Source organism: Brevundimonas sp. GW821-FHT10A07 (genome assembly GCF_059415785.1).
Window position 1 is genome coordinate 1 of the sequence record NZ_JBWKNX010000010.1, and the last position, 22689, is coordinate 22689.

Below are 22689 nucleotides of genomic sequence, written 5' to 3' on the forward strand. Positions count from 1 at the left end.
GGGCGTCAAACCTTCGTCGAAACGGTACTCAAAACACAAAACTCCGGGCGAAGGCCCGGCGCCCCGCCCAGCCCTCCGCTTCCAAAGGGCCTCCAACTCCGCCGAACGGACGGAGCGTTTCGCCGTGTCAGAATTCCGAAATCGCGCCCGGACGGCGCGAGCGGGTCTTCAGCCACATGACGCCCAGCAGGTCCGAGAAGGAGGCCCGCAGACGGCCCCAGTTGGTGTATTTCGACTGGCCCGTCTCGCGGTGGCGGTGGTCGACGTCGAGATACTGGTTGCGGAAGCCTTCGCGGATCATCAGGGCCGGTAGATAGCGATGGATGTGATCGAAATAGGGAAGGCGCAGGAAGACGTCGCGGCGGAAGGCCTTCAGGCCGCAGCCGGTGTCGTCGGCGTCGTCGCCCAGCAGGCGGCGGCGGATGCGGTTGGCCCAGATCGAGGCCTGGCGTTTGGCCTGGCTGTCCTGTCGCTTGGCGCGGCGGCCGCCGACCAGGCCGACGTCGGCGGGGGCGGCCAGCAGGGCGTCGACCAGGCGCGGGGCGTCGGCCGGGGGGTTCTGGCCGTCGCCGTCCATGGTGACGACCACGGGGGCGCGGGCGGCCAGCACCCCGGTGCGGACCGCCCGGCTCTGGCCCGCATTGGTCCCGTGGGCCAGGACCCGCAGGGCCGGCAGTTCGGCCATGGCGGCCCTCAGCTCCGACAGGGTCGCGTCCCTGGAGGCGTCATCGACGAAGATCATCTCATAGGATCGGCCGGCGAAGGCGGCCGCGATCTCGCGGGCCAGGGGCACGGCGGCGCCCGCCTCGTCATGGACAGGCACGACGACGGAGATCAGAGGCGCAGGATTGTGTTCGGCGGTCATGGCCGCTCCATAGACGAGATCGACGGCTTAGGGGAGACGGCTGACGACGGGCCGGTCGCCGTGTAAGGAGTCTCTCATGAAGACTTTCGATCTGGATCGCCGCATCGCCGGCTGGAAGGGTCCGCTCCTGGCGGCCCTGCTGACGCTGATCGCCGGCCTGCCCGGCCTGCTGCTGCTGCCGCCGCTGGACCGGGACGAGAGCCGTTTCGCCCAGGCCACGGCCCAGATGCTGGAGAGCGGCGACTATGTCGACATCCGCTTCCAGGACGAACCACGCTGGAAGAAGCCGGTCGGCATCTACTGGATGCAGGCCGCCGCCGTCGCCCTGACCTCGGATGTCGAGGATCGCGACATCGCCCCTTACCGGATTCCGTCGCTGCTCGGCGCCATGCTGGCCGCCTGGGCCGTGGCCTGGGCCGGGTCAGCCCTCCTGGGCGCCCGTGTCGGCTTCTTCGGCGGCGCGATCATGGGGGCCACCTTCCTGCTGTCGACCGAGGCGGGCATCGCCAAGACCGACGCCATGCTGTGCGGCGCCACCACCCTGGCCATGGCGGCCCTGGCGCGGATCTATATGGCGACACGGGCCGGAGAACGGCCGATCCGGCCGCACAAGCTGCTGTTCTGGATCGGGGTCGGCCTGTCGATCCTGATCAAGGGACCGATCGGGCTTCTGGTCATCGCCCTGGCCGTCATCGCCCTGTCGATCTGGGACCGGAACATCAAATGGCTGGCGCGCCTCGGCTGGGGCTGGGGCCTGCCCCTGGTCGCCCTGATGGTCGGGCCCTGGGCCATCGCCATCACCATCGCCACCGACGGCGGCTTCTGGCGCGAGGCCATCGGCGGCGACCTGGCGCCCAAGATCGCCGGCGCCCACGAAAGCCATTCGGGCTTCCCCGGCCTCTATCTGCTGCTGGCCCCCCTGCTCTTCTTCCCCTCGACCCTGCTGCTGCCGGCCGCCGTCTCGACCGGCTGGAGCCGGCGGGCCGAGCCGGCGATCCGGTTCCTGGTCTGCTGGCTGGTTCCCGGCTGGCTGATGTTCGAACTGGCCCCGACCAAGCTGTGGCACTACACCCTGCCGACCTTCGGGGCGCTGGCCCTGCTGGCCGCCGCCGCCCTGGCGCGGCCCATCGGCAAGGTGTCGCGCATCACCGGCGCCGTTCTGGCCCTGTTCGCCGCCCTGCTGATCATCGGCGTCACCGTCTATGGACTGACCGTCTATGGCACCTCGACGGCCCAGACCTGGGCCGCCCTGACCGTGGTCACCACCCTGGCCGCAGCCGCCGTGGGCGCCTTCCTGCTGCTGAACCGGGCCCCGGTCGCGGCCCTGGTCGCATCCCTGGCCTTCGGCATCGTGGCCCACGGCGCCCTGGCCGGGACCATCCGCCAGCTGCGCCCCCTGGCCATCGCCCCCCAGCTGGAGAAGACGCTGGAGGCCGCCGACCTGCATCCGCGCCAGGGCCGCACGCCCGGCCCGGTCGCCATCACCACCTATCATGAGCCCAGCTTCGTCTTCCTGACCGGCCGGGACACGGACCTGACCGACGCCGAAGGCGCCGCCCGCGCCCTGGCCGAGGGACGGCCCGCCATCGTCGAGGCGCGCGACGCCGACGCCTTCCGCGACGCCGCCGGCCGGTTGGGGGTTTCGGGCCGCGCCGTCGGGGTGGTGCGGGGCTACAACTATTCGGGCGGGGACGAGATGACCCTGACCGTCTATGCGCCGCCGCCCCGGCCCGGAACAGGCGATGACGCAGGCGATGGCGCAGGCGAAGCCCCATGAGCCGGTTCATCCAGATCGTCGAGGTCGGCCCCCGCGACGGGCTGCAGAACGAGAAAACCGTGCTGGACCCCGCCGTCCGCGTCGATCTGGTGCGGCGGCTGGAAGCGGTCGGCGCCCGACGGATCGAGGCCGTCTCCTTCGTCCATCCCAGATATGTGCCGCAGATGGCGGGCGCAGAAGCCGTCATGGCCGCCCTGCCGCACGCAGCGGGCCGCAGCCGCATCGGCCTGGTCCTGAACGGCAAGGGCTATGACCGGGCCCTGGCGACCGGGGTGGACGAGGTCAATGTCTCGGTGGCCGCCACCGACGGCTTCGGCCTGAAGAACCAGGGCCTGTCGGTGAAGGACCAGCTGGCCATGTTGGGCGAGATCGTCGCCCGCAGGCACAATGCGGAAGCCTCGGACGGCGCCCCGTCCCTGTCGGCCATGATCTCGTGCGTGTGGGGCTGTCCGTTCGAGGGCGAGGTCTCGGTGGACCAGGTCACGGACATGGTCGGGGCCATCGCCGAACTGGGCGTCGCAGAGATCGGCCTGGCCGACACCATCGGCGCCGGTGATCCCTGGGCCGTGACGCGCAAGGTCGAGGCCGCCCGCAAGGCCGCGCCCGACGCCGTGCTGCGCCTGCATTTCCACGACACCCGCAACACCGGCCTGGCCAACGCCTACGCCGGGGTCGAGGCCGGGATCGACGTTCTGGACGCCTCGGTCGGCGGTATCGGCGGCTGTCCCTTCGCCCCGGGTGCCACCGGCAATATCGCCACCGAGGACCTGGTCTATATGCTGGCGCGCAGCGGATTCGAGACCGGCTATGACCTGGACGCCCTGATCGCCACGGCCCGCTGGATCGGCGAGGCCCTCGGCCGCCCGGCCCCGTCCGCCCTCAGCCGCGCAGGCGGCTTTCCCCGCCACTGAGGGCGCCGTCACACCTCCGGCGTGGCGAAACCGGTCAAATAGAGTTAATCAAGCTTAACAAGCGCAGCCGTTGCGCCGGGGAGGACCGCCATGCTGATCGCCATACCCCTGCTGCTGATCCCGGTGATCCTGTACAATATCGTCGTGCTGTTCGGCGCGCCGGGCGACATGGGCATGGCCCAGGCCGACGCCATTCTGCGCGATCCGATGTTCTCGATCCCGATGGCGTCCGGCGCCCAGTGGAATATCGGCTCGGGCGACCTGATCCTGTTCCTGGGCCTGATCCTGCTGTTCTTCGAGCTGATCAAGTCGACCTCCAGCCAGAAGGTCGCCATCGTCAATCACGCCCTGTCGATGGTTCTGTTCATCGTCGTTCTGGTCGAGTTCCTGCTGATCCGCGGCTTCGCCACCTCGACCTTCTTCCTGATCGTGGTGATGATCCTGCTGGATGTGCTGGCGGGTTTCATCGTCACCATCATCTCGTCCCGCAAGGACTTCGACCTCGGGAACTGACGGCTTGATCAGGCCTCAGGCCGCCCGACAGAGGGATGGGCCCCGTGCGGCCTCAAGCAGCCCGACAGGGCGATAGGCCCCTAAGAAAAGGCCGTGAAGATCAGGGCGACGACGGCGACGTCGAAAACCTTGGCGGCGAGATGAAGGGCGGGCATGGGCTGGTCCGAAAAGAGGCGTCCTGCCCCCGTCCCAGCAAACCCCGTGCCGCTCAGCCCCGGCGACGGTCAGATGTCGGTCTTGGCCGCCCGGCCCAAGGGAGGACGCCGCTCCGCCTCGCCTGAATATTCGGCGCCCATATAGGCGGCGCGGGCCGCGCCCAGCACGGGGGGGCCGCCGCGCAGACCGCGCTTCTGGCCGCGCTGCCCCATCTGCTGGGCGACAAAGGCCGCCGCACCGGGGTCGGCCGCAACATGGACGGCAGGTCTTGCCGGGGCGGTTTCGGGCTTGAACTCGGGTTCGGCGGGTTCGACCGGAACCAGGGCGCGAGACCTCTCCTGATCGGCCCGGCGCTCGCGTTCCCGGCGCTCGCCTTCGCGGCGATCGATCCGCTCAGGCCCGCCGACCGCTCCTATGCGCTCGGTCATTTCGCCTTCGACCCGCCCGCCAGACGATCGATCTGGGCGCGCATCTCGTCCATCTGGCGACGCATCTCGTCCAGGGCGTCGGGGGCTGCAGGAGCCTCGTTCCCGGTTTCAGCGGCCGCCGCCTGAAACGAGGTTTGGGGCTCGGTCCGGGAATAGCCGAAGGCGGGGAACATCTGCATGGCCCGTTCGAACATGGCCATGTTGGCCTTGGCCGCCTCCTCCATCAGGGTCGCGCCCGATCCCGTGCCGAAGGCCCGGCTCATCTGACTGGCGAACTGTTCCTGCTGGCGGCCGAAATTGGCCAGCGACATCTCCAGGTAGGAGGGCAGAACCCCCTGCATGGAGCCGCCGTAAAATCCGATCAGCTGACGCAGGAACTGCACCGGCAGCAGCGCCTCGCCCCGGCTTTCTTCCTCGAAGATGATCTGGGTCAGGATCTGACGGGTCAGGTCGTCATTGGTCTTGGCGTCATAGACGACGAACTCGGTGCCTTCGCGCACCATGGCGGCCAGGTCCTCCAGCGTCACATAGGCGCTGGTCCGCGTATTATAGAGTCTGCGGTTCGCATACTTCTTGATGACGACCTGGGCGCCGTCGCCGTGTTTTCCACCCTTGATCTTTTCGTCAGCCACGCTTGTTCTCGCGATGTTGCAACGCGTCACTATCCTCCGTTGCGACGCGATGCGCCAGAGGGGGGATTCGGCGACCTGAACACGCAGGGATCGGACGGAGATCCTAGTGGCTCATCGCGGGGGCCAGCACGACGCCCACCAGAACCGCCGTCCAGTGGACGGTCGCGCCGGTGACGACGAAACCGTGCCAGATGGCCCGGCGGAAACGCACCTTGGGGCTGATGAAGACCAGGACCCCGGCGGTGTAGATCAGACCGCCGATCACCAGCAGAGCCAGGGCGACCGGATGGACCGTCTCGACCATGGGCTTGAGGGCGGCCACGGCCAGCCAGCCGAACACCACATAGACGCCGCTCCAGAACTTGTCGGAAATGCGTGGCGCGAACAGTTTCACCCCGGCGCCGACGAAGGCCAGGGTCCAGATCAGGGCGGTGAAACCGACCGACCACAGTCCTTCGAATCTCTGGGTGGTGAAGGGCGTATAACTGCCGGCGATCATCAGGAAGATGGCGGCCTCGTCGAGCCGTCGCAGCACGGGTCGCGCGGCGCAAGGCTTGGTCCAGTTGTAAATCGTCGAAGCGGTCAGCATGCCGACCAGACACAGGGCGTAGATGGCCGTGGCCATGACCCCGCCGATTCCGGCGTAGACTCCCGCCAGACCGGCCAGGATGACGCCCCCGACCGCCGCCAGCATCAGACCGACGACATGGACCCAGAGGTCCGCCAGTCTTTCGGCGCGCGTCTGGTAGTGCTCGATCATGTCCAGCTCGTCCGGCGTGCAGACGTGGGCGGCGAAGCGTTTCAGCGTGCGGAGCATGGCCAATCAAATCCGGGATCGTCCGTATCGTTCCTCCAGAATGCGCCGACAGGGTGACGAATGACTGAATCTGCGGCGGTCTGTTTCGGCCACAGGTGACGAAGCCGCCGGGATGCGGCAAAACGGCAACTCATTATTCCGCATCGAGTGAAATCCCATGACCGAGGTCGTCATCGTCTCCGCAGCCCGCACGCCCGTCGGGTCCTTCCTGGGGGCCCTGTCCGCGCTGCCGGCGTCGAAACTGGGCGAGGTCGCCATTCGGGCGGCGCTGGAACGGGCGGGCGTGTCGGGCGAAGAGGTCGATGAGGTGATCCTGGGCCATGTGCTGCAGGCCGCCGCCGGACAGGGCCCGGCCCGTCAGGCCGCCGTCGGCGCCGGGGTGCGCCAGGCGGCGCCGGCCTGGAGCCTGAACCAGATCTGCGGCTCGGGCCTGCGCGCCGTCGCCATCGCCGCCCAGCAGATCGCGCTGGGCGATGCGAAGATCGTCGTCGCCGGCGGCCAGGAGAGCATGAGCCAAGCGCCGCACGCCCAGCAGCTTCGGGCCGGGCACAAGATGGGCGACGTCGCCCTGATCGACACCATGATCAAGGACGGGCTGTGGGACGCCTTCAACGGCTATCACATGGGCCAGACGGCCGAGAACATCGCCGACAAATGGGCCATCACGCGTGAGGCCCAGGACGAATTCGCCCTCGCCAGCCAGAACAAGGCCGAGGCGGCGCAAAACGCAGGTCGGTTCGACGCCGAGATCGTTCCGGTCGTCATTCCCGGCAAGAAGGGCGACGTCGTCGTCGACAAGGACGAATACATCCGCCACGGCGCGACCATCGAGCTGATGCAGAAACTGCGGCCGGCTTTCGCCAAGGCGGGCAGCGTCACCGCCGCCAACGCCTCGGGCCTGAACGACGGCGCCGCCGCCCTGGTGCTGATGAGCGCCGATGAGGCGAAGGCCCGCGGCCTGGAGCCCCTGGCCCGCATCGTCTCGTCCGCCACGGCCGGGGTCGATCCGGCGATCATGGGCACGGGGCCGATCCCCGCCTCGAAGAAGGCGCTGGAAAAGGCGGGCTGGACCGTCGCCGACCTGGACCTGGTGGAATCCAACGAGGCCTTCGCCGCCCAGAGCCTGTGCGTGGTCAAGGAGCTGGGTCTCGACCCGGCCAAGGTCAACGTCAACGGCGGCGCCATCGCCATCGGCCATCCCATCGGCGCCTCGGGCGCCCGCATCCTGACCACCCTACTGTTCGAGATGAAGCGGTCGGGCGCGAAAAAGGGCCTGGCGACCCTGTGCATCGGCGGCGGCATGGGCGTGGCCATGTGCGTGGAGCGGAGCTGAGCCGCCCTCTCCTTGATCCGTCGCCCTCGGGCCGGTCCCAAGGATGACGGGACTTGACGGTCGGGGTTTACGCGCCGAGCGCAGACGCGACATGCCCCCTGATTGGTCAGGCCTCCGTCTGAATGGATCCCCGCGCCGAGCGTACACGGCAAAGACGGGTCAAAACGCCGCGATCAGCCCCAGGGGCCGCGCGGTTCGCCAGGGGTGGCGGGCACGCCGGTGGTCGCGCGACGTGGCGTGACGGGAACCGCCGAGACGGGCGGCGTCGCAGCCGCACGAGGACGCACCCCCATCTTGGCGCCCAGCTCCGCCAGGGCGCGCACCCGGTTGGCCGTGGCCGGATGGGTCGAGAACAGGTTGTCGGCGCCGCGTCCCGCCAGAGGATTGATGATGAACATCTGGCCCGAGGCCGGATTGCGTTCGGCCGTCGGATTGTGGATCCGCTTCGCGTAGGCGTCGATCTTCTGCAGGGCCGAGGCTAGGGCCTGGGGGTCGCCGGCGATCTCGGCGCCGATACGGTCGGCCTCGTATTCGCGGCCGCGGCTGATCGCCATCTGCACCAGGCCGGCGGCCATGGGCGCCAGGATCATCAGGGCCAGGGTTCCGATGACGCCGCCCGGTCGCTCGCGGTCCTCGCCGCCGCCGAAAAACAGCGCGAAATTGGCCAGGGCGGCGATCGCGCCGGCGATGGTGGCCGTCACCGTCATGATCAGGGTGTCGCGGTTCTTCACATGGGCCAGTTCGTGCGCCATCACCCCGCGCACCTCCTCGCGCGTCAGCATGTCCAGCAGGCCGGTGGTGGCGCAGACGGCGGCCCGTTCCGGATTGCGGCCGGTGGCGAAGGCGTTGGGCTGGTCGCTGGGGATGATGGCGACCTGGGGCTGGGGCAGGCCGGCGTCGCGGGCCATCTGGCGCACGTCGGCGACATAGTTGCGCACCACCGCGTTCGGATGTTGCTCGTCGACCGGCTGGGCCCGGTACATCTTCAGCACGATCTTGTCGGCGTTCCAGTAGCTGAACAGGTTCATCCCGCCGGCGAACACCAGGGCCACGGCCATGCCCGTCGCGCCGCCGATCAGATAACCCACACCCCCGAACAGGGCGGTCAAGGCGGCCAGAAGGATGAAGGTCTTCAGATGGTTCATCGTCGTTCCATCCGCGATCATCCGGTTTTTCTGGCGTCGCGGCTTCAATCGACTATTTGAGGCCATGAGACGCCGCCCTCAAGGGAGCCGACCTGTGACCGAACATCCCACCCCCGAGGGGGCCGCCCCCTCGCCCGACAATGAAAACGCGCCTGTTTTCAACGCCGAAATCCCCCATGCGACGCCGGAGAAGCCGCTGAGCGACGTCGCACGCCGCGCCCTGCTGGAAGCGGCCGATCGTCGCGCGGCCGAACAGGTCGCCCAGACCGATCCGGAACACGGGGGACCGAGCGGTCCCGAACCCACCCGCTACGGCGATTGGGAGAAGAAGGGCCTGGCCATCGACTTCTGACGCGGTGCAAATCCGCGGGGCGCGGGACTTGCCTGAACGGAGACAATTCAGAGGAGTCTGTCCCGTGACGATACAGTCCACGATCGCGGCCGCGTCGGCGGCCCTTCTGCTTTCCGCCGCTCCCGCCCTCGCCGGTGGGCCGTCTGGCGGCCACGGCGGCGGCTGTGGAAGCTGCGGCGGCGGACACGGGGGCGGGGGTCATTACGGCGGCGGCCACAACAGCAACGTCAATGTGAACGTGAATGCGGGGGCCAACGCCTCGGCCTTTGCCGGCGCGGCCGCCTATTCCGCCGTCAACGCCCGCGCCTATTCCCATTCGTCCAGCTTCAGCCGCGGCGGCGGCGGCGGCGTGACCTATGTCGGCGGGGGCGGTTACGCCGACGGCGGATATTCAGGCGGCTATATTCCCGGCCCGCCCGTGAACTTCGTCGGCCCGGCCCCGGTCAGCGCCCCGGTCGGCTATCCCGCCTATGGCTTCGGGCGCGACTATATCGGCTGGCGCCCTTATCAGCCGCAACGCCCGGTCGATTGCGACTGCCGCCCCGCCCCGCGCCCGGCCTATCGCGAAGACCGGTACGAAGGCCGTTATCAGGAGCGGTACGAACACTATGAGCAGCGCGGCTACGAACAAGGCGGCTACTACGAGCAGCAGCGCGCCTATGTGCAGGCCCCGATCCAGGTTCAGGGGCCGCCCGTCTATGTCGCGCCGCAGCGGATCTATGTCGCCCCCTCTCAGGTGAACATCGCGCCGCCCGAGATCGTGACCGGCCCGCCGGTCTATATCGAACAGCCGCCCGTCTATGTGCAGGCGCCGCCGGTCGAAATCGCCCCGGCCCAGATCCATGTCGCGCCGCCCGAAGTCCACGCGCCGCTGCCCGTCCAGGACTATTACGGCGACCTCCCGCCCCCCGGCTATGTCGCGCCGCAAGCCCCGCCGCGCCAGCATTACGCCCAAGAGCCGGGCGAGCGCGGCTGATCAGATCAGGGCGATGCTTTCGGCGACCGCCAGGGCGGCGGTCCGGGGATCGGCCGCCGCCGTGATCGGGCGGCCGATCACCAGATGGGTCGCCCCTGCCTGGAGCGCCGCTTCGGGCGTCGCGGCCCGGGCCTGATCGTCCAGGGCCGAGCCTGCGGGCCGGACCCCTGGGGTCACGATCAAAAAGTCCGGACGGCCGGCCTCGACCGCGATCTCGCGCACCCGCGCCGCCTCATGGGGGCTGGAGACGACGCCGTCGATCCCCGCCTCCAGCGCCTGTCGGACCCGGCGCTCGACAAGATCGGCCGGCGACAGGCTGTGATCGTCGGCGGCCAGATCCTCCGCCGTCAGACTGGTCAGGACCGTGACCCCCAGCACCTTCAAGCCCGACCCCGCCACGCCGCGCGCCGCCGCCGCCATCACTTGGGGCCGGGCGTGAACGGTCAGCAGGTCGCAGCCGGCGTCCGCCAGATTGGCCGCCGCCTTCTCGACCGTGGCGCCGATGTCGTGCAGCTTCCAGTCCAGAAACACCTTGCGTCCCTCGGTCTTCAGGTCACGCGCCAGGTCCATGCCGCCCGCCGCGAACAGCTGCAGCCCGATCTTGTAAAAGCCCACCGCGTCCTGGACCCGCGCGACCAGGGCGGCCGCCTCGGCGATGGTCGGGACGTCCAGGGCGCAGATGATCCGTTCGTCTGGACCGCGATTGGGGGCCAAGGTTTCGGTCTGGGTCATCGACGGACTCGCGCTGAGCGGCTATGCGAGGACGCAAGGGGTGCGTCGGCGCGGCCGGCGTGTTGAATTTCAAGAGCGAGGCGAGGCGATGAACGCGGTCGATCTGGGTGTCAACCTGTTCGTGACCCTGTTCGCCCTGCTCGATCCCATCGGCAATCTGCCGATCTTCGCCGCCGCCACGGCCGGGGCGACGCTGCGCCAGCGGATTTCGGTCTCGGCCCTGATCTGCACCTTCGCCGCCGTCTTCCTGGCCTTCTTCCTGTTCACCGGCCTGGGCCTGCTGCAGTTCTTCGGCATTTCGCTGGCGGCCTTCCGGATCGCGGGGGGCATATTGCTGCTGCTCCTCGGCCTGGACATGGCGCGCGGCGACTTCCTGGCCCTGTTCGCGGACAAGGACGCCATCGCCGACAGCCAGGATGTGCGCGGCTACGCCCGTCGCCGGTTCCAGCGCCTGGTCGTGCCCTTCGCCATCCCGCTGATGATCGGCCCCGGCGCCATTTCGGCGGTCATCATCCAGGCGGGCGAGGCGGCCAAGCTGGGTTATGCCGGAACCATGGGGTCGCTGGTCGCCATCGCGGCCGCCTGCGCCGTCTCCTTCGTCTGTTTCGCCATGACCGGATCGCTCAGCCGCCTGTTGGGCGAGGTGGGCATGGCCATCATCGTGCGCGTCCTGGGCCTGATCCTGTGCGCCCTGGCGATCCAGTTCATCCTGCTGGGTCTGGGCGAGGCCATCCCCGGCATGATCTCGGGGGCGGTGACGACCCCCTACCCGGCCACCAAATAAGGCTTCAGTCGGCGTCGTCCTCGATGGCGTGGATATCGTCGTCGGACAGGCCGAAATGGTGGCCGATCTCGTGGATCAGGACGTGGGCGATCAGTTCGGCCAGGCCGACGTCGCCGCGCTCGCACCATTCGTCCAGGATCGGACGGCGATACAGGAAGACCCGCGACGGCTCCGCCGCCGGTCCCAGGCTGTCGCGTCGGCCGATGTCCACGCCATGATACAGGCCGGTCAGTTCGAACGGATCCTCGATCTCCAGATCCGCCAGCGTCTGTTCGTCGGCGAAATCGTCGATGCGGAACACCACCTCGCCAGCCGCCGCCCGGAACTCGGCCGGCAGGGCGTCGAACGCCTCGCGCGCCAGTCGGGCGAAATCGTCGAGAGAGGGGGCGAAGAGATCGGCGGTCGCGTCGGTCATGCCTCCGCTATCGCCGTCTGGGGCCCGCCATGCAACGGGGCGCGATGACGCGACGAAGACTGACTTTTTCTGGCCGGGTTTGCGGTATGGTGAACGCCGAATCAGGTCGCGGGACCCAGGGACAAGAATGGCCGAGGCCGACATCGCCTATGTCGCCACTGCGGGCGCAGCCGGGCTAGCCCTGGCGGTCAGCGCCTGGGCTTTGCGTCTGCGCGCCAGGCTGAACGCCGCTACGGCCCTGGCTGAGGGCGAGCGGGCGGCGGCCGTCGCCGATCTCAGCCGCCACGACAGCATGTTGCGCGCCTTCGACGACGTCAGCCTGGCCCTGACCCCCGAAGGCGAAGCCAGCGGCGCCCCCATCGGCCCGCCCGAACTGATCGATCGCCTGACCGAGGCCAGCGGCGATACGGCGGGACACGCCCTGCTGACCCGGCTGAAGACCTCCTATGTGGTGCTGATCGACGGTCTGGTGACGGCCGGCAAGGCGTTCGAAGGTCTGATCGAACTGGGCGACGTCGAACCCTGGCGGATCGAGGGACGGGTGGCCGGCGGCGGCGCCTGGCTGAGACTGTCACCGGCGTCGCGCGTCATGCTGACCGGCGCCGACGCGACCGAGAGCGGCCTGGCGCTGCTGGGCGACGCCTCGCCGATCCCGACCTGGGTGGTGGACGGCGCCGGCAAACTGGCCTGGGCCAACCGGGTCTGGCTGCACGAGATCGGCGCCGACAGCGTCGAGACGGCGCGGAACAAGGGCCTGTCGTTCGACCGGGGCGCCGACGCCCTGGTCGCAGAAGCCGGGCGGCTGGGCGTGCGCCAGGAGGGCTTCCGCTGGACCACCGGCGGCGGCCATCGCCGCGCCTGGCGGATCATCGCCGAACCGGCCGGCGGCGGCGCCGTCACCGCCTTCGCCATCGAGGTGACCGAGGCGGAAGAGACGCGCGACACCCTGCGTCGCCACGTCGACGCCCATGACGAGACGCTGAACCATCTGGCTGACGCCGTGGCCATCTTCGGCCCGTCCAAGCGGCTGGCTTTCCACAACACCGCCTTCCAGACCCTGTTCGACATCGACCCCGCCTGGCTGGATGAACGCCCGACCCACGCCGAACTGCTGGACCGGCTGCGTCAGCGCCGCCGCCTGCCCGAGGTCATGGACTATGCGGGCTGGAAGGCGCGCGAACTGGAATTCTATGGCGCCTCCCAGGCCTCGCCCGACGACAGCTGGTCGCTTCCGGACGGTCGCACCCTGCGGGTCGTGCGCCAGCCCCATCCGCTGGGCGGCATATTGCTGATCTTCTCGGACATCACCGACGAACTGAACCTGAGAAGCCGGTTCAACGCCCAGATTCAGGTCCAGACGGCGACCCTGGACAAGCTGAACGACGCCGTCGCGGTGTTCGGTTCGGACGGACGGCTGCGGTTGCACAACGAGGCGTTCGAGACCTTCTGGAAACTGTCGGCGGAACAGATCGCCGGCTCGACCGACTTCGACGCCCTGGCCGAACTGTGCAAGGCCGTCCTGCCTGATCCTGCCCTGTGGCTGGGGTTGAAGGCCCGCGTCGCCGATCCCGATCCCGAAAGCCGGGTCGCCATATCGGGCGAAGGCCGCACCATCGACGGCCGGATCGCGGCCTGGCAGACTCGCCCTCTCCCTGACGGCGCCACCCTGGTCGCCTTCTCGGACATCACGGCCCGGCGCGGTCTGGAACAGGCCCTGGTTCAGCGGGAACAGGCTCTGGCCGAGAGCCAGGCGTTGAAACGCGAGTTCGTCGGCAGCGTCTCCTATGAGCTGCGCACCCCGCTGACGACCATCGTCGGCTATTCCGAGCTGCTCGAGACCATGGGCGACCTGCCGGAACGCGGCCGCCAGCACGCCGGCGCCATCCGCGTCGCCGCCAGCCAGTTGGCCCGATCCATCGACGACGTCCTGGACATGGCCCAGATCGACGCCGGCGAGATGGAGCTGTCGCTGGGCGACGTGCGCGTTCAGGATCTGCTGGAGCAGGCCGCCGAACGGGTGCGCGCCAAGGTCGAGGGCCGGGGCGCGACCCTGACCGTGACCTGCCCGCCGGGTCTGAAGCCGATCCGCGCGGACGACCACCGTATCGGCCAGGCCCTGAACCACCTGCTGGAGAACGCCGCCCGCGCCGTGTCCGAAGGCGGCGCCGTGACCCTGTCCGCCGAGATGGGCCCGTCGGAAATGCGCGTGACGGTGTCGGATTCGGGACGCGGCATCCCCTATCATCTTCAGGCCCACGTCTTCGACCGGTTCGTGCGGCGCGAGCGCGGCGGCCCCGGCGTCGGCCTGGCCCTGGTCAAGGCCCTGGTCGAGCTGCACGGCGGCTGGGCCGAGGTCGAGAGCGAGCCGGGCAAGGGCGCCGCCTTCATCCTGCACCTGCCGCTGGGCGCCGCGACCAGCGCCGCCGCGCCCGAGCTGCAGCTCGTCGTGCCCTCCTTCCAGACGGCGGCCTCTTAGGGCCGCAGAGCCTTGGATTGATCCCGCGCAGGGCCGAACTCGGCGCCGGGGTTCCATTCGGGCCAGGCGTCGGACTGGGCCAGGTCGCGGCCGACGGCGTAGATCAGGGCCACATCCGCGGCGGCGGCGTCCATGCGCCAGGTCGCATCCCATGCGTCCGACGGCTGGTGATAGCGGTTCTGGACATAGTCGCGGCTGGCGGCGCTGGCGCCGGTGAAACCGGCGGCCGGGAACAGGGCCGGCACGCCCTTCAGGGCCAGGGGGAAGTGGTCCGAGCGATAGAAGGCGCCGGCCTGGGGCGCGGGATCGGCGATGAGGGTGCGGCCGGTCGCGGTCGCATGGCGGGCCAGAACCTCGTCCAGCTGGTTCTTGCCCTTGCCGATGACGACGACATTGGGGTCGATCTCGGTTCCCGGCAGCAGACTGTCGACATTGATGTTGGCCACGGTCGTCTCCAGCGGCCAGACCGGATTGGCGGCGTAATAGGTCGAACCCAGCAAGCCCGCCTCCTCGCCCGACCAGGCGGCGAAGACCACCGAACGTTTCGGACGCGGCGCATCGGCGAAGGCGTGGGCCAGCTCCAGCAGGGCCGCCACCCCGGTCGCATTGTCCACCGCCGCATTATAGATCGTGTCGCCCGAGGCGTCGGGCGTGCCCACGCCGTAACCGTCCCAGTGGGCGCCGTACATGACGGTCTCGTTGGGTCGTTCGGAGCCGGGTATGCGGGCGATGACGTTCCTGGTCTCCACCCGGTCGGCGATCTGTCCGAAATCGACGCTCATCGTCATCCCCGGCAGGACGACAGGTTTGAAGTCCGCGCTGCGGGCGCCCGCCTTCAAGGCTTCGAAGTCCAGGCCGGCGGCGGTGAACAATTCCTCGGCCTTGGCCCGCTGGATCCAACCCTGGAAGGGCGCGCGCTCGACGTTCGGGTCGGCGCGGACGATGTCGAACTTGGGCGCGGCCGACGAGTTCTGCAGCACCGACCAGCCATAGCCGGCGCCGGCCGTCTCATGCACCACCAGCACGCCCGCCGCGCCGCGACGGCCGGCCTCGAGGAATTTATAGGTCCAGCGGCCGTAGAAGGTCATGGCCTTGTCGTCGAACTTGCCGGCCACCGGATCCCCCGCCGGGGCTTCGAAATCCGGATCATTGACCAGGACGATGATGACCTTGCCCCGCACGTCCACGTCCTTGAAATCATCCCATTGGCGCTCGGGCGCAGTGGCGCCATAGCCGACGAAGACGACGGGGGCGTCGGTCACGGCGATATGGTCGGTGGGACGGTCGCTGGAGACCAGGACGTCCGGACCCCGCTCCAGTGCGATCGTGCGGCCGCCGACCTGGGCGGCGACGGTCGCGGGGCCGTCCTGGCGCGTGCGCGACAGATGGGCGATCTGGACGAAGGACCCGTCCGGACCGCCGCCCTCGGCGCCGGCGGCGCGGAATTGTTCGACCAGCCAGGCCACGGTCTTTTCCTCACCGGGCGACGCGGGGGCGCGGCCTTCGAATTCGTCCGAGGCCAGCACCCGCACCGCCTCGTTCATCCGGGCGGCGTCGATGTCGGGCGCAGCGGCGTCACCGGCCTGGGCCGAGGAGCAGGCCATCATCAGGGCGAGGGCGGAAACGGCGGGCAGGGCGTGGCGCATCGGGAACTCCTAACGGCGAGCCCTCGACCCTGCCCCTCTCAGCCCCGGCTGTCGAGCCAATCGACAAGGCCGTGCGCCGCCTGAGCGCCCGAGGCGAAGCTGGCCTGGAGCAGATAGCCGCCGGTCGGGGCCTCCCAGTCCAGCATCTCGCCGGCGACGAAAACGCCCGGTCGCGCGACCAGCATCAGCCGTTCGTCCACCCCGTCCAGCGCCACCCCGCCGGCGGAAGAGATCGCGCGCTCCAGACCCTGTACGCCGGTCAAGGTCAGGGGCATGGCCTTGATCCGTTCGGCCAGGGCTCGGGGGGAAACAGGCAGGGGACCGGCTTCATACAGCAGGGCGACGGCGGCCAACTCGAGCCCGACCACCTTGCGCAGATGGTTGGACAGGCTGGCCTTGCCCCGGGGTTTCGACAGCCGGTCGGTCAGTTTGCCGACCGCGACATCCGGCTTCAGATCGATGTGGACATCGGCCCGCCCGTCCGCCTCTACCGACGCCCGCAGCGTGGCCGACAGGGCGTAGACAGCGCCGCCTTCGAGGCCGTACCGGGCGATCATGGCCTCGCCGCGCGCGGTCTTCTCCCCATGGGTCAGGGCGACGCCCTTCAGCGGCTGACCCGCGAACCGATCACGGAACAGCGGGGACCAGGCGAGATCGAACCCCACATTGGCGGGGCGGAAGGGCGCGACGGCGACCCCGCTGGCCTCAAGCCAGGGCTTCCACGCGCCGTCCGAACCCAGGCGCGGCCAGCTGGCGCCGCCCAGGGCCAGGACCACGGCGTCCGGCCGTTCCAGCCGCTCTCCGTCCGGCGTCTCGAACGCCAGGGCCCCGTCGCGCCAGCCGACCCAACGCGACCGGGTGCGGATCTCGACGCCCAGATCACCCAGTCGCGCCAACCAGGCCCGCAGAAGGGGCGAGGCCTTCATTGCGCGGGGAAACACCCGCCCGCTGGACCCGACGAAGGTCGGCTGGCCCAAGCCCTCGACCCAGGCGGTGAGGTCGGCGGGCGTAAAGGCGTCGATCCAGGGCGAGACAGGCGCCTGGGCCGGGCCATAGCGGGTCAGGAACCGGTCCAGAGGCTCCGAATGGGTCAGATTCAGTCCGCCGCGACCGGCCATCAAGAATTTGCGTGCGACGGACGGCATCCGCTCGTGAACCACGACGCTCAGACCCGCCTGGGCGAGGCGTTCAGCCGCCATCAGACCGGCGGGACCGGCGCCGATGACATGGACTTGACGTTTGGATTGGGTCATCCCCCGCTTTGCCCGCTCGCGGCGACGCTGGCTATAGGCACGCGCGTCGCTATGTTCCGAACCATGAGCGTTGCATTCACCCGAGAAGAAGATCTGGAAGCCACCGCCGCCGACCTGGCGGACCGGCCGATCTCACCCCACCCCAATCTGGTCACGCCCGAAGGCCTGGCCCTGATCGAAACCGAACTGGCCGCCGCCCGCGCCGCCTATACCGCCGCCCAGGTGAAGGGCTCGATCGAAAGCGACCGCACCGCCATGGCGCGCGCGACGCGGGACCTGCGCTACTGGTCCGCCCGCCGCGCCTCCGCCCAACGGCAGGAGCCCACCGCAGACGACGGCGGAGTGCGCTTCGGCGGTTCAGTCTCCATCGAACGCGAGGACGGCCGGACCCAGACCTGGCGGATCGTCGGCGAGGACGAGGCGGATCCGGCCAAGGGCTCGGTCAGCCATGTCTCGCCGCTGGCCCGCGCCCTGCTGGGCAAGCGGATCGGGGACGAGGCCGTGGTGGCGGGACAGTCGGTGGAGATCACCGCCGTCGGCTGATCGGGCTCAGCCCGGCTTGTCGGCGCCCTCGCCCAGCATTTCGCGCATCATGTCCAGGATCAGCTTCTGGTTCCGGGCCGGCAGGCGCGGGGCCAGGCGGGCGATCTCGACGCTGTGTTTCGTCGGCTTGTGCTCGTGGTCGAAGCCGGGCGCCTCTTCTTCCCCCACGCCCGGCTGGGCGTCGTGGAAACCCTGGAAGAAGAAGGGGATGTCCACCTTCATGAACTCGGCCATCTCGAACAGCTTCGAGGCCGAGACGCGGTTGGCGCCCTTCTCGTACTTCTGAACCTGCTGGAAGCTGACGCCGACCGCGCGGGCCAGGGCGGTCTGGGTCAGTCCCAGATCAAGGCGTTTTTCCTGAACGCGGCGGCCGACGTGGCGATCAACGGGATGCGGCTCCTCGAGCTTCTCACGCGCCATGCCGTCCCCGCCCACTCAAATCACTGACCGATTCGAGGAACCCTAGTTCTTAGAATCAGCGGCCACAAGCCGGCGAGCGCGGCGGCCAGCAGGGCCGCCAGAAAAGGCCAGTCGCCCAGTCGCCCATAGGGGGTGACGCCGGTCGGGCGCGGCAGGAGGGCGTCGATCACCCCCATGACGCCGGGGTCCAGACGCTGCCCGTCCACAATCCGGCCCCAGGGGTCGATCATGGCCGAAATTCCCGTCGGCGTGGCCCGGGCGATGGGCAGTCCGGTTTCGATGGCGCGATAGCTAGCCAGGTTCAGATGCTGGCGGGGACCCGAGGTCGCCCCGAACCAGGCGTCGTTGGAGGCGTTGACGATCCAGTCCGGGCGGCCCGCAGATCCGGGGGTGAAGCCGGGATAGAGGCTTTCGTAGCAGATCAGGATCTGAGCCGGCGGCGCGCCCGGAATCTGGATCGGCGCCGGGGTCGGACCGGCGGAGAAATCGCTGGGCATATGCACCAGGCTGCGCAGGCCGATGGCGGTCATGACCGAACCCAGCGGCAGATATTCGCCGAACGGGACCAGCCGGTGTTTGTCATAAACGGCGGCGATCCGAAGGCCCGGCCCGCCTTCATCGGCCAGGGCGAACAGACTGTTGTAATAGCGGCCGCCCCCCGGGGCCGTCGGATCCGCCTCGCCGCGCGCCAGCCCCATCAACAGGGTCTGACCCGGCCGCAGGGCGCCAGCGATGGCCGTCGCATCCGTCGAGGCGAAAACCTCGTTGGCCGAAGCCGGCAGGGCGCCCTCGGGCCAGACCACCACGTCAGGAACCCGGGCGCCGGGCTGGCCGGTCAGGGCGACATAGCGATCCACGATGGAGCGATAGGCCTCCGGCGACCATTTCGTCTCCTGTTTCACATCGGCCTGGACCAGGCGGACCAGGGTGTCGGTGAACTGCAGATCGGCCTGGGCCAGCCGCACGGCGCCGAAGACGCCCGCCGAAACCAGGGCCAGGACGCCCAGTCCTGCCGAGATCAGACGGCTGCGCGCCGCGCCGGGGCCGATCAAGGGCGCCAGGGCCGCTGTCGCGGCGACCGTGACCAAGCTCAGCCCATAAACGCCGACCACCGAAGCGAACTGCGACATGCCGCCTCCCGCCCGCCAGGTCGCGCCCGCCGGGTTCCAGGGAAAACCGGTCAGGACATGGCCGCGCAGCCATTCGGCGGCGCAGAACAGGGCGGCGAACAGCAGGACCCGGACCACCCCGATGGGGGCGAACCGGCGATAAAGGGCGCAGGCGGCCCCCCAGAACAGGCCGATGCCCGCCGGCAGCAGGCTGGCGGCGAAGGGCGCCATCCAGGCCTGTTCCGGATTGACGAAAAAGGCCTCGGCCACCCACCAGCAGCCGATGAAGAAATAGGCGAAGCCCGCCAGCCAGCCCATCCAGAAGGCGCCGCGCGTCGTGTCCGACCGCTCGGACAGGATCATCAGCAGCGGATAGCCCAACAGGCCGAACAGCAGGCCGAACGGCGGATGGGCCAGGGCTGTTCCCGCCCCGGCCACCAGGGCCAGGCCGATGCGGATCAACCGCCAGGTCAGGGCGCGCCGCCGCTCGGGCAGGGCGCGGATACGGTCGGCGAACCGCTCCAGGGCGGCGTCGGGAAACATGATCAAACGTCCTGCCCAAGGTCAGCGGATTCGGCGGCATAGGGATCGGCGACGCCCAGTTCGGCCAGGATCTCGCGCTCCTCGGCCTCCATTTCCTCGGCCTCCGCGTCGTCCTCGTGGTCACGCCCCAGAAGATGCAGGACGCCGTGGACGACCAGATGGCTCAGATGGTCCGACAGGGTCTTGCCCTGGGCCTGGGCTTCGGATGCACAGACGCCGTAGGCCAGGACGATGTCGCCCAGGTGCGGGGCGGCGCTTTCGGGCGCGGGGAAGGACAGGACATTGGTCGGCCGGTCCTTGTCCCGGAACCGGGCGTTCAGTTCCCGCACCGCCTCGTCATCGGTCAGAAGTACGACCACATCGCCCGCGACGGCGCCAAGCGCGGCCTCGGCCGCCTTCGTCACCACCGCCTCGGTTTCCGGCAGGGCGCCGGTCCAGGCCTCGGCCTCGACTTCGATCTCGATCATGCGGGGTCTTCAAGGTCCGGAGCTGGACGCCCTTTTGCGGCGTCGGCGTCGTAGGCGCGCACGATCCGCTCGACCATGGCGTGACGCACCACGTCCGAGGCCTCGAACTTCAGGATGCCGACGCCCTTGACCCCGTCCAGTATGCGCAGGGCGTGGGCCAGGCCGGAATCGCGGGGATTCAGCAGGTCGATCTGCGACGGGTCGCCCGTCACCACCATCCGCGCCCCCTCGCCCAGGCGGGTCAGGACCATCTTCATCTGCAGGCGCGAGGTGTTCTGCGCCTCATCGACGATGACGAAGGCGTGGCTGAGGGTGCGGCCGCGCATGAAGGCGATGGGCGCGGCCTCGATCTCGCCCTTGTCGCGGCGGCGCTGCACGTCTTCGGCGCCGAGGATGTCGTTCAGGGCCTCCCAGATCGGGGCCAGATAGGGATCGACCTTCTCGTTCAGGTCGCCGGGCAGGAAGCCCAGTTTCTCGCCCGCCTCGACCGCCGGCCGGGTGATGACCAGCCGGTCCACCTGTCCGCGCCGCAACAGGGAGGCGCCATAGGCGGCGGCCAGGAAGGTCTTGCCGGTGCCGGCCGGGCCGACGCCGAAACTGAGTTCGCACCGGCCCAGCATGTCCAGATAGGCGGCTTGGGCCTTGGTCTTGGGCACGATGGCGCCGCGCTTGCCGCCCGGAAGAGACACCCCCGCCGCCGCCATGCCCGGCGTGCCCTTGCCGCCCCGCGCCTGGCCCAGGGCCGCACGCACGTCGGCTTCGGTCACCTCGGCGCCCAGGGCCGCGCGCTTGGCGAGGTCCTCGATCACATGGCGGGCGTCGGATCGGTCGCGCGTGCCGCCGTTGACCGAGACCCCGCCGCCCGGCGCCTCGACCAGCACCTTGAAGGCGTCCTCGATCAGGGCGACGTGACGGCTATTGGGTCCGATCACCGCACGCAGTTCAGCGTCATTCAGGGGAACGAACTCGGAGTCTCTCGCCACTAGGCCGCCTTTTCTTTCTTCGCCGCCTCTGCGGAGACGAGCCGACCGGTCAGACTGTTCTGCTGGCCGGCGATGATCTCGACCGGAACGATCTGGCCGATCAGATGATCCGCGTCATCGACGTGGACAGACTGAAGATATGGGGATCGACCGATCGCTTGGCGACGGTGGCCGTGTCGGCCCGGCTTGTCGAACAGCACATTCAGGGTGCGGCCCGCCTGGGCGAGGTTGAAAGCGGTCTGTTGTTCGATCAGCAGTTCGATCAGACGGTGCAGCCGTTCCTTGGCCACCTCCGGCTCGACCTGTTTGCCCATGCCGGCGGCGGGGGTGCCGGGCCGGGGCGAATACATGAAGGCGAAGGCCCCCGCGTAGTTCACACGCCGCACCAGATCCAGGGTGTCCTCGAACTCCCTGTCCGTCTCGCCGGGGAAGCCGACGATGAAGTCGCCCGCCATGGCGATGTCCGGCCGGGCCGCGCGGATGCGGGCGATCAGGTCGAAATATTTCTCGCGGCCATGTTTCCGGTTCATCAGCCGCAGGATCCGGTCGGAGCCCGCCTGCACCGGCAGGTGCAGATAGGGCATCAGGGCGTCCAGATCGCCGTGGGCCGCGATCAGGTCGTCCGACATGTCGTTGGGATGGCTGGTCGTATAGCGGATCCGGTCAAGGCCGGGGATTTCGGCCAGGGCGTAAGCCAGCTCGACCAGGCTCGACTTTCGGCCGTCCGGCCGTTCGCCGTCATAGGCGTTGACGTTCTGACCCAGCAGGGTGACTTCGCGCACGCCGCGGCCGGCCAGGGCCCGCGCCTCCTCCAGCACAGAGGCCAGGGGCCGCGACCATTCGGCGCCGCGCGTATAGGGCACGACGCAGAAGGTGCAGAACTTGTCGCAGCCCTCCTGCACCGTCAGGAAGGCGGTCGGGCCTTCGGTCAGACGCGCGGCCGGCAGGGCGTCGAACTTGTCGTCGGGGGCGAAGTCAGCGCCGATCCGCTCGCCCCGCGCCCGCGCCGTGCGGGTCAGAAGTTCGGGCAGCTGGTGATAGGCCTGGGGGCCGACGACGATATCGACCGCCGGCTGGCGCTTCATGATCTCTTCGCCCTCGGCCTGGGCGACGCAGCCGGCGACCGCGATGGTCAGGTCGCCGCCGGTCTCGCGCTTGATGTCGCGAAGTTCGCGCAGCTTGCCCAGCTCGGAATAGATCTTCTCCGCCGCCTTCTCGCGGATGTGGCAGGTGTTCAGGATGACGAAATCGGCGGCCCGGACATCCTCGGTGACGGCATAGCCCAGGGGGCGCAGGACGTCGGCCATGCGCTCTGAATCATAGACGTTCATCTGACAGCCGTAGGTCTTGATGAACAGGCGCTTTGACGGCGCCTCCAGCATCGCTTCGGCTTCTTGAACCCGGATTTCGGTC

The 22689-nt window shown here is 69.2% G+C and carries 23 protein-coding genes; 9 read left to right on the forward strand and 14 right to left on the reverse strand.

All coding sequences use genetic code 11. The features are described from left to right. Window positions 1-127: 127 nt before the first annotated feature. Window positions 128-865, reverse strand: a complete 738-nt coding sequence (locus AC07NC_RS09755) for a glycosyltransferase family 2 protein (RefSeq protein ID WP_494569414.1) — start codon at window positions 863-865, stop codon at window positions 128-130. Between the two features lie 76 nt (window positions 866-941). Here AC07NC_RS09755 and AC07NC_RS09760 point away from each other — a divergent pair, with 76 nt between their 5' ends. From AC07NC_RS09760 to AC07NC_RS09770, 3 genes are all read left to right on the forward strand, one after another. Next, complete coding sequence (locus AC07NC_RS09760) at window positions 942-2642, forward strand: ArnT family glycosyltransferase (RefSeq protein ID WP_494569415.1); 1701 nt, start codon at window positions 942-944, stop codon at window positions 2640-2642. Further along, on the forward strand, window positions 2639-3553 hold the full coding sequence (locus tag AC07NC_RS09765) for a hydroxymethylglutaryl-CoA lyase (RefSeq protein WP_494569416.1): 915 nt from the start codon (window positions 2639-2641) through the stop codon (window positions 3551-3553). Before AC07NC_RS09760 ends, AC07NC_RS09765 begins: the two co-directional genes overlap by 4 nt. A gap of 90 nt (window positions 3554-3643) precedes the next feature. Beyond that, a complete protein-coding gene (locus AC07NC_RS09770; protein ID WP_008259054.1) occupies window positions 3644-4066 on the forward strand; it encodes a hypothetical protein in 423 nt (140 codons plus the stop codon). A 224-nt stretch (window positions 4067-4290) separates the two neighbouring features. Here the strand turns inward: AC07NC_RS09770 and AC07NC_RS09775 are convergent, their stop codons facing one another. The 3 genes from AC07NC_RS09775 to trhA all read right to left on the reverse strand — a co-directional run bounded on the left by AC07NC_RS09775 (window position 4291) and on the right by trhA (window position 6099). Continuing rightward, on the reverse strand, window positions 4291-4650 hold the full coding sequence (locus AC07NC_RS09775) for a hypothetical protein (protein WP_292147637.1): 360 nt from the start codon (window positions 4648-4650) through the stop codon (window positions 4291-4293). Further along, entirely contained in the window at window positions 4647-5282 is a 636-nt protein-coding gene (phaR, locus tag AC07NC_RS09780) for a polyhydroxyalkanoate synthesis repressor PhaR (protein ID WP_494569417.1), read from the reverse strand. Before phaR ends, AC07NC_RS09775 begins: the two co-directional genes overlap by 4 nt. 103 nt (window positions 5283-5385) lie before the next feature. After that, complete coding sequence (trhA, locus tag AC07NC_RS09785) at window positions 5386-6099, reverse strand: PAQR family membrane homeostasis protein TrhA (protein WP_008261552.1); 714 nt, start codon at window positions 6097-6099, stop codon at window positions 5386-5388. A 157-nt stretch (window positions 6100-6256) separates the two neighbouring features. On the opposite strand from trhA, the gene AC07NC_RS09790 reads away from it, so the two are divergent. Then, a complete protein-coding gene (locus AC07NC_RS09790; RefSeq protein WP_035310186.1) occupies window positions 6257-7432 on the forward strand; it encodes an acetyl-CoA C-acetyltransferase in 1176 nt (391 codons plus the stop codon). Window positions 7433-7605: 173 nt separating this feature from the next. Here AC07NC_RS09790 and htpX read toward each other — a convergent pair whose 3' ends face one another. Beyond that, entirely contained in the window at window positions 7606-8577 is a 972-nt protein-coding gene (gene htpX, locus AC07NC_RS09795) for a zinc metalloprotease HtpX (RefSeq protein WP_494569418.1), read from the reverse strand. Window positions 8578-8671: 94 nt separating this feature from the next. On the opposite strand from htpX, the gene AC07NC_RS09800 reads away from it, so the two are divergent. Further along, window positions 8672-8929 carry a DUF1674 domain-containing protein gene (locus AC07NC_RS09800; protein ID WP_008263466.1) on the forward strand — a complete coding sequence of 86 codons (258 nt, stop codon included), beginning with the start codon at window positions 8672-8674 and terminating at the stop codon, window positions 8927-8929. 64 nt (window positions 8930-8993) lie between these two features. Continuing rightward, window positions 8994-9905: a hypothetical protein gene (locus AC07NC_RS09805; RefSeq protein WP_494569419.1), complete on the forward strand. Its 912-nt coding sequence runs from the start codon at window positions 8994-8996 to the stop codon at window positions 9903-9905. Here the strand turns inward: AC07NC_RS09805 and pyrF are convergent, their stop codons facing one another. Next, window positions 9906-10637 carry an orotidine-5'-phosphate decarboxylase gene (gene pyrF / locus AC07NC_RS09810; RefSeq protein WP_494569420.1) on the reverse strand — a complete coding sequence of 244 codons (732 nt, stop codon included), beginning with the start codon at window positions 10635-10637 and terminating at the stop codon, window positions 9906-9908. A gap of 88 nt (window positions 10638-10725) precedes the next feature. Here pyrF and AC07NC_RS09815 point away from each other — a divergent pair, with 88 nt between their 5' ends. Beyond that, window positions 10726-11421 carry a MarC family protein gene (locus AC07NC_RS09815; protein WP_035310495.1) on the forward strand — a complete coding sequence of 232 codons (696 nt, stop codon included), beginning with the start codon at window positions 10726-10728 and terminating at the stop codon, window positions 11419-11421. 4 nt (window positions 11422-11425) lie between these two features. On the opposite strand, the gene AC07NC_RS09820 is transcribed toward AC07NC_RS09815, so the two are convergent. Beyond that, entirely contained in the window at window positions 11426-11836 is a 411-nt protein-coding gene (locus tag AC07NC_RS09820; protein WP_008263498.1) for a metallopeptidase family protein, read from the reverse strand. 127 nt (window positions 11837-11963) lie between these two features. On the opposite strand from AC07NC_RS09820, the gene AC07NC_RS09825 reads away from it, so the two are divergent. Next, window positions 11964-14312: a sensor histidine kinase gene (locus tag AC07NC_RS09825; RefSeq protein WP_292147643.1), complete on the forward strand. Its 2349-nt coding sequence runs from the start codon at window positions 11964-11966 to the stop codon at window positions 14310-14312. On the opposite strand, the gene AC07NC_RS09830 is transcribed toward AC07NC_RS09825, so the two are convergent. Together AC07NC_RS09830 and AC07NC_RS09835 are read right to left on the reverse strand one after the other, a co-directional pair. Further along, complete coding sequence (locus tag AC07NC_RS09830) at window positions 14309-15958, reverse strand: M28 family metallopeptidase (RefSeq protein ID WP_494569421.1); 1650 nt, start codon at window positions 15956-15958, stop codon at window positions 14309-14311. The genes AC07NC_RS09825 and AC07NC_RS09830 overlap by 4 nt on opposite strands. A gap of 38 nt (window positions 15959-15996) precedes the next feature. Then, a complete protein-coding gene (locus AC07NC_RS09835) occupies window positions 15997-17211 on the reverse strand; it encodes a TIGR03862 family flavoprotein (protein WP_494569422.1) in 1215 nt (404 codons plus the stop codon). Between the two features lie 63 nt (window positions 17212-17274). Here AC07NC_RS09835 and greA point away from each other — a divergent pair, with 63 nt between their 5' ends. Then, window positions 17275-17754, forward strand: a complete 480-nt coding sequence (gene greA, locus AC07NC_RS09840; protein ID WP_494569423.1) for a transcription elongation factor GreA — start codon at window positions 17275-17277, stop codon at window positions 17752-17754. Between the two features lie 6 nt (window positions 17755-17760). On the opposite strand, the gene AC07NC_RS09845 is transcribed toward greA, so the two are convergent. The 5 genes from AC07NC_RS09845 to miaB are packed head-to-tail and all read right to left on the reverse strand — an operon-like array spanning window position 17761 to window position 22658. Next, complete coding sequence (locus tag AC07NC_RS09845) at window positions 17761-18174, reverse strand: helix-turn-helix domain-containing protein (protein WP_035310355.1); 414 nt, start codon at window positions 18172-18174, stop codon at window positions 17761-17763. A gap of 20 nt (window positions 18175-18194) precedes the next feature. Then, window positions 18195-19826 (reverse strand): apolipoprotein N-acyltransferase, encoded by a 1632-nt coding sequence (gene lnt / locus AC07NC_RS09850; protein WP_494569424.1) that lies wholly within the window; start codon window positions 19824-19826, stop codon window positions 18195-18197. A gap of 2 nt (window positions 19827-19828) precedes the next feature. Continuing rightward, a complete protein-coding gene (gene ybeY / locus AC07NC_RS09855; RefSeq protein ID WP_291754815.1) occupies window positions 19829-20293 on the reverse strand; it encodes an rRNA maturation RNase YbeY in 465 nt (154 codons plus the stop codon). Further along, window positions 20290-21276 carry a PhoH family protein gene (locus tag AC07NC_RS09860; protein ID WP_494569425.1) on the reverse strand — a complete coding sequence of 329 codons (987 nt, stop codon included), beginning with the start codon at window positions 21274-21276 and terminating at the stop codon, window positions 20290-20292. The genes ybeY and AC07NC_RS09860 overlap by 4 nt, the downstream gene beginning before the upstream one ends. After that, window positions 21276-22658, reverse strand: coding sequence for a tRNA (N6-isopentenyl adenosine(37)-C2)-methylthiotransferase MiaB (gene miaB / locus AC07NC_RS09865; RefSeq protein WP_494569483.1), 1383 nt, complete (start codon window positions 22656-22658; stop codon window positions 21276-21278). Before miaB ends, AC07NC_RS09860 begins: the two co-directional genes overlap by 1 nt. Between the last annotated feature and the right edge of the window lie 31 nt (window positions 22659-22689).

What these genes read in the sequence shown, in the direction of transcription:
- htpX (WP_494569418.1), bottom strand. Translation starts at nt 8,577, where the DNA reads ATGAACCATCTGAAGACCTTCATCCTTCTGGCCGCCTTGACCGCCCTG.
- AC07NC_RS09765 (WP_494569416.1), top strand. Translation starts at nt 2,639, where the DNA reads ATGAGCCGGTTCATCCAGATCGTCGAGGTCGGCCCCCGCGACGGGCTG.
- AC07NC_RS09815 (WP_035310495.1), top strand. Translation starts at nt 10,726, where the DNA reads ATGAACGCGGTCGATCTGGGTGTCAACCTGTTCGTGACCCTGTTCGCC.
- greA (WP_494569423.1), top strand. Translation starts at nt 17,275, where the DNA reads ATGAGCGTTGCATTCACCCGAGAAGAAGATCTGGAAGCCACCGCCGCC.
- AC07NC_RS09775 (WP_292147637.1), bottom strand. Translation starts at nt 4,650, where the DNA reads ATGACCGAGCGCATAGGAGCGGTCGGCGGGCCTGAGCGGATCGATCGC.
- AC07NC_RS09830 (WP_494569421.1), bottom strand. Translation starts at nt 15,958, where the DNA reads ATGCGCCACGCCCTGCCCGCCGTTTCCGCCCTCGCCCTGATGATGGCC.
- lnt (WP_494569424.1), bottom strand. Translation starts at nt 19,826, where the DNA reads ATGTTTCCCGACGCCGCCCTGGAGCGGTTCGCCGACCGTATCCGCGCC.
- miaB (WP_494569483.1), bottom strand. Translation starts at nt 22,658, where the DNA reads ATGCTGGAGGCGCCGTCAAAGCGCCTGTTCATCAAGACCTACGGCTGT.
- AC07NC_RS09825 (WP_292147643.1), top strand. Translation starts at nt 11,964, where the DNA reads ATGGCCGAGGCCGACATCGCCTATGTCGCCACTGCGGGCGCAGCCGGG.
- trhA (WP_008261552.1), bottom strand. Translation starts at nt 6,099, where the DNA reads ATGCTCCGCACGCTGAAACGCTTCGCCGCCCACGTCTGCACGCCGGAC.
- AC07NC_RS09820 (WP_008263498.1), bottom strand. Translation starts at nt 11,836, where the DNA reads ATGACCGACGCGACCGCCGATCTCTTCGCCCCCTCTCTCGACGATTTC.
- AC07NC_RS09845 (WP_035310355.1), bottom strand. Translation starts at nt 18,174, where the DNA reads ATGGCGCGTGAGAAGCTCGAGGAGCCGCATCCCGTTGATCGCCACGTC.
- AC07NC_RS09770 (WP_008259054.1), top strand. Translation starts at nt 3,644, where the DNA reads ATGCTGATCGCCATACCCCTGCTGCTGATCCCGGTGATCCTGTACAAT.
- AC07NC_RS09760 (WP_494569415.1), top strand. Translation starts at nt 942, where the DNA reads ATGAAGACTTTCGATCTGGATCGCCGCATCGCCGGCTGGAAGGGTCCG.
- AC07NC_RS09835 (WP_494569422.1), bottom strand. Translation starts at nt 17,211, where the DNA reads ATGACCCAATCCAAACGTCAAGTCCATGTCATCGGCGCCGGTCCCGCC.
- pyrF (WP_494569420.1), bottom strand. Translation starts at nt 10,637, where the DNA reads ATGACCCAGACCGAAACCTTGGCCCCCAATCGCGGTCCAGACGAACGG.
- AC07NC_RS09755 (WP_494569414.1), bottom strand. Translation starts at nt 865, where the DNA reads ATGACCGCCGAACACAATCCTGCGCCTCTGATCTCCGTCGTCGTGCCT.
- AC07NC_RS09790 (WP_035310186.1), top strand. Translation starts at nt 6,257, where the DNA reads ATGACCGAGGTCGTCATCGTCTCCGCAGCCCGCACGCCCGTCGGGTCC.
- ybeY (WP_291754815.1), bottom strand. Translation starts at nt 20,293, where the DNA reads ATGATCGAGATCGAAGTCGAGGCCGAGGCCTGGACCGGCGCCCTGCCG.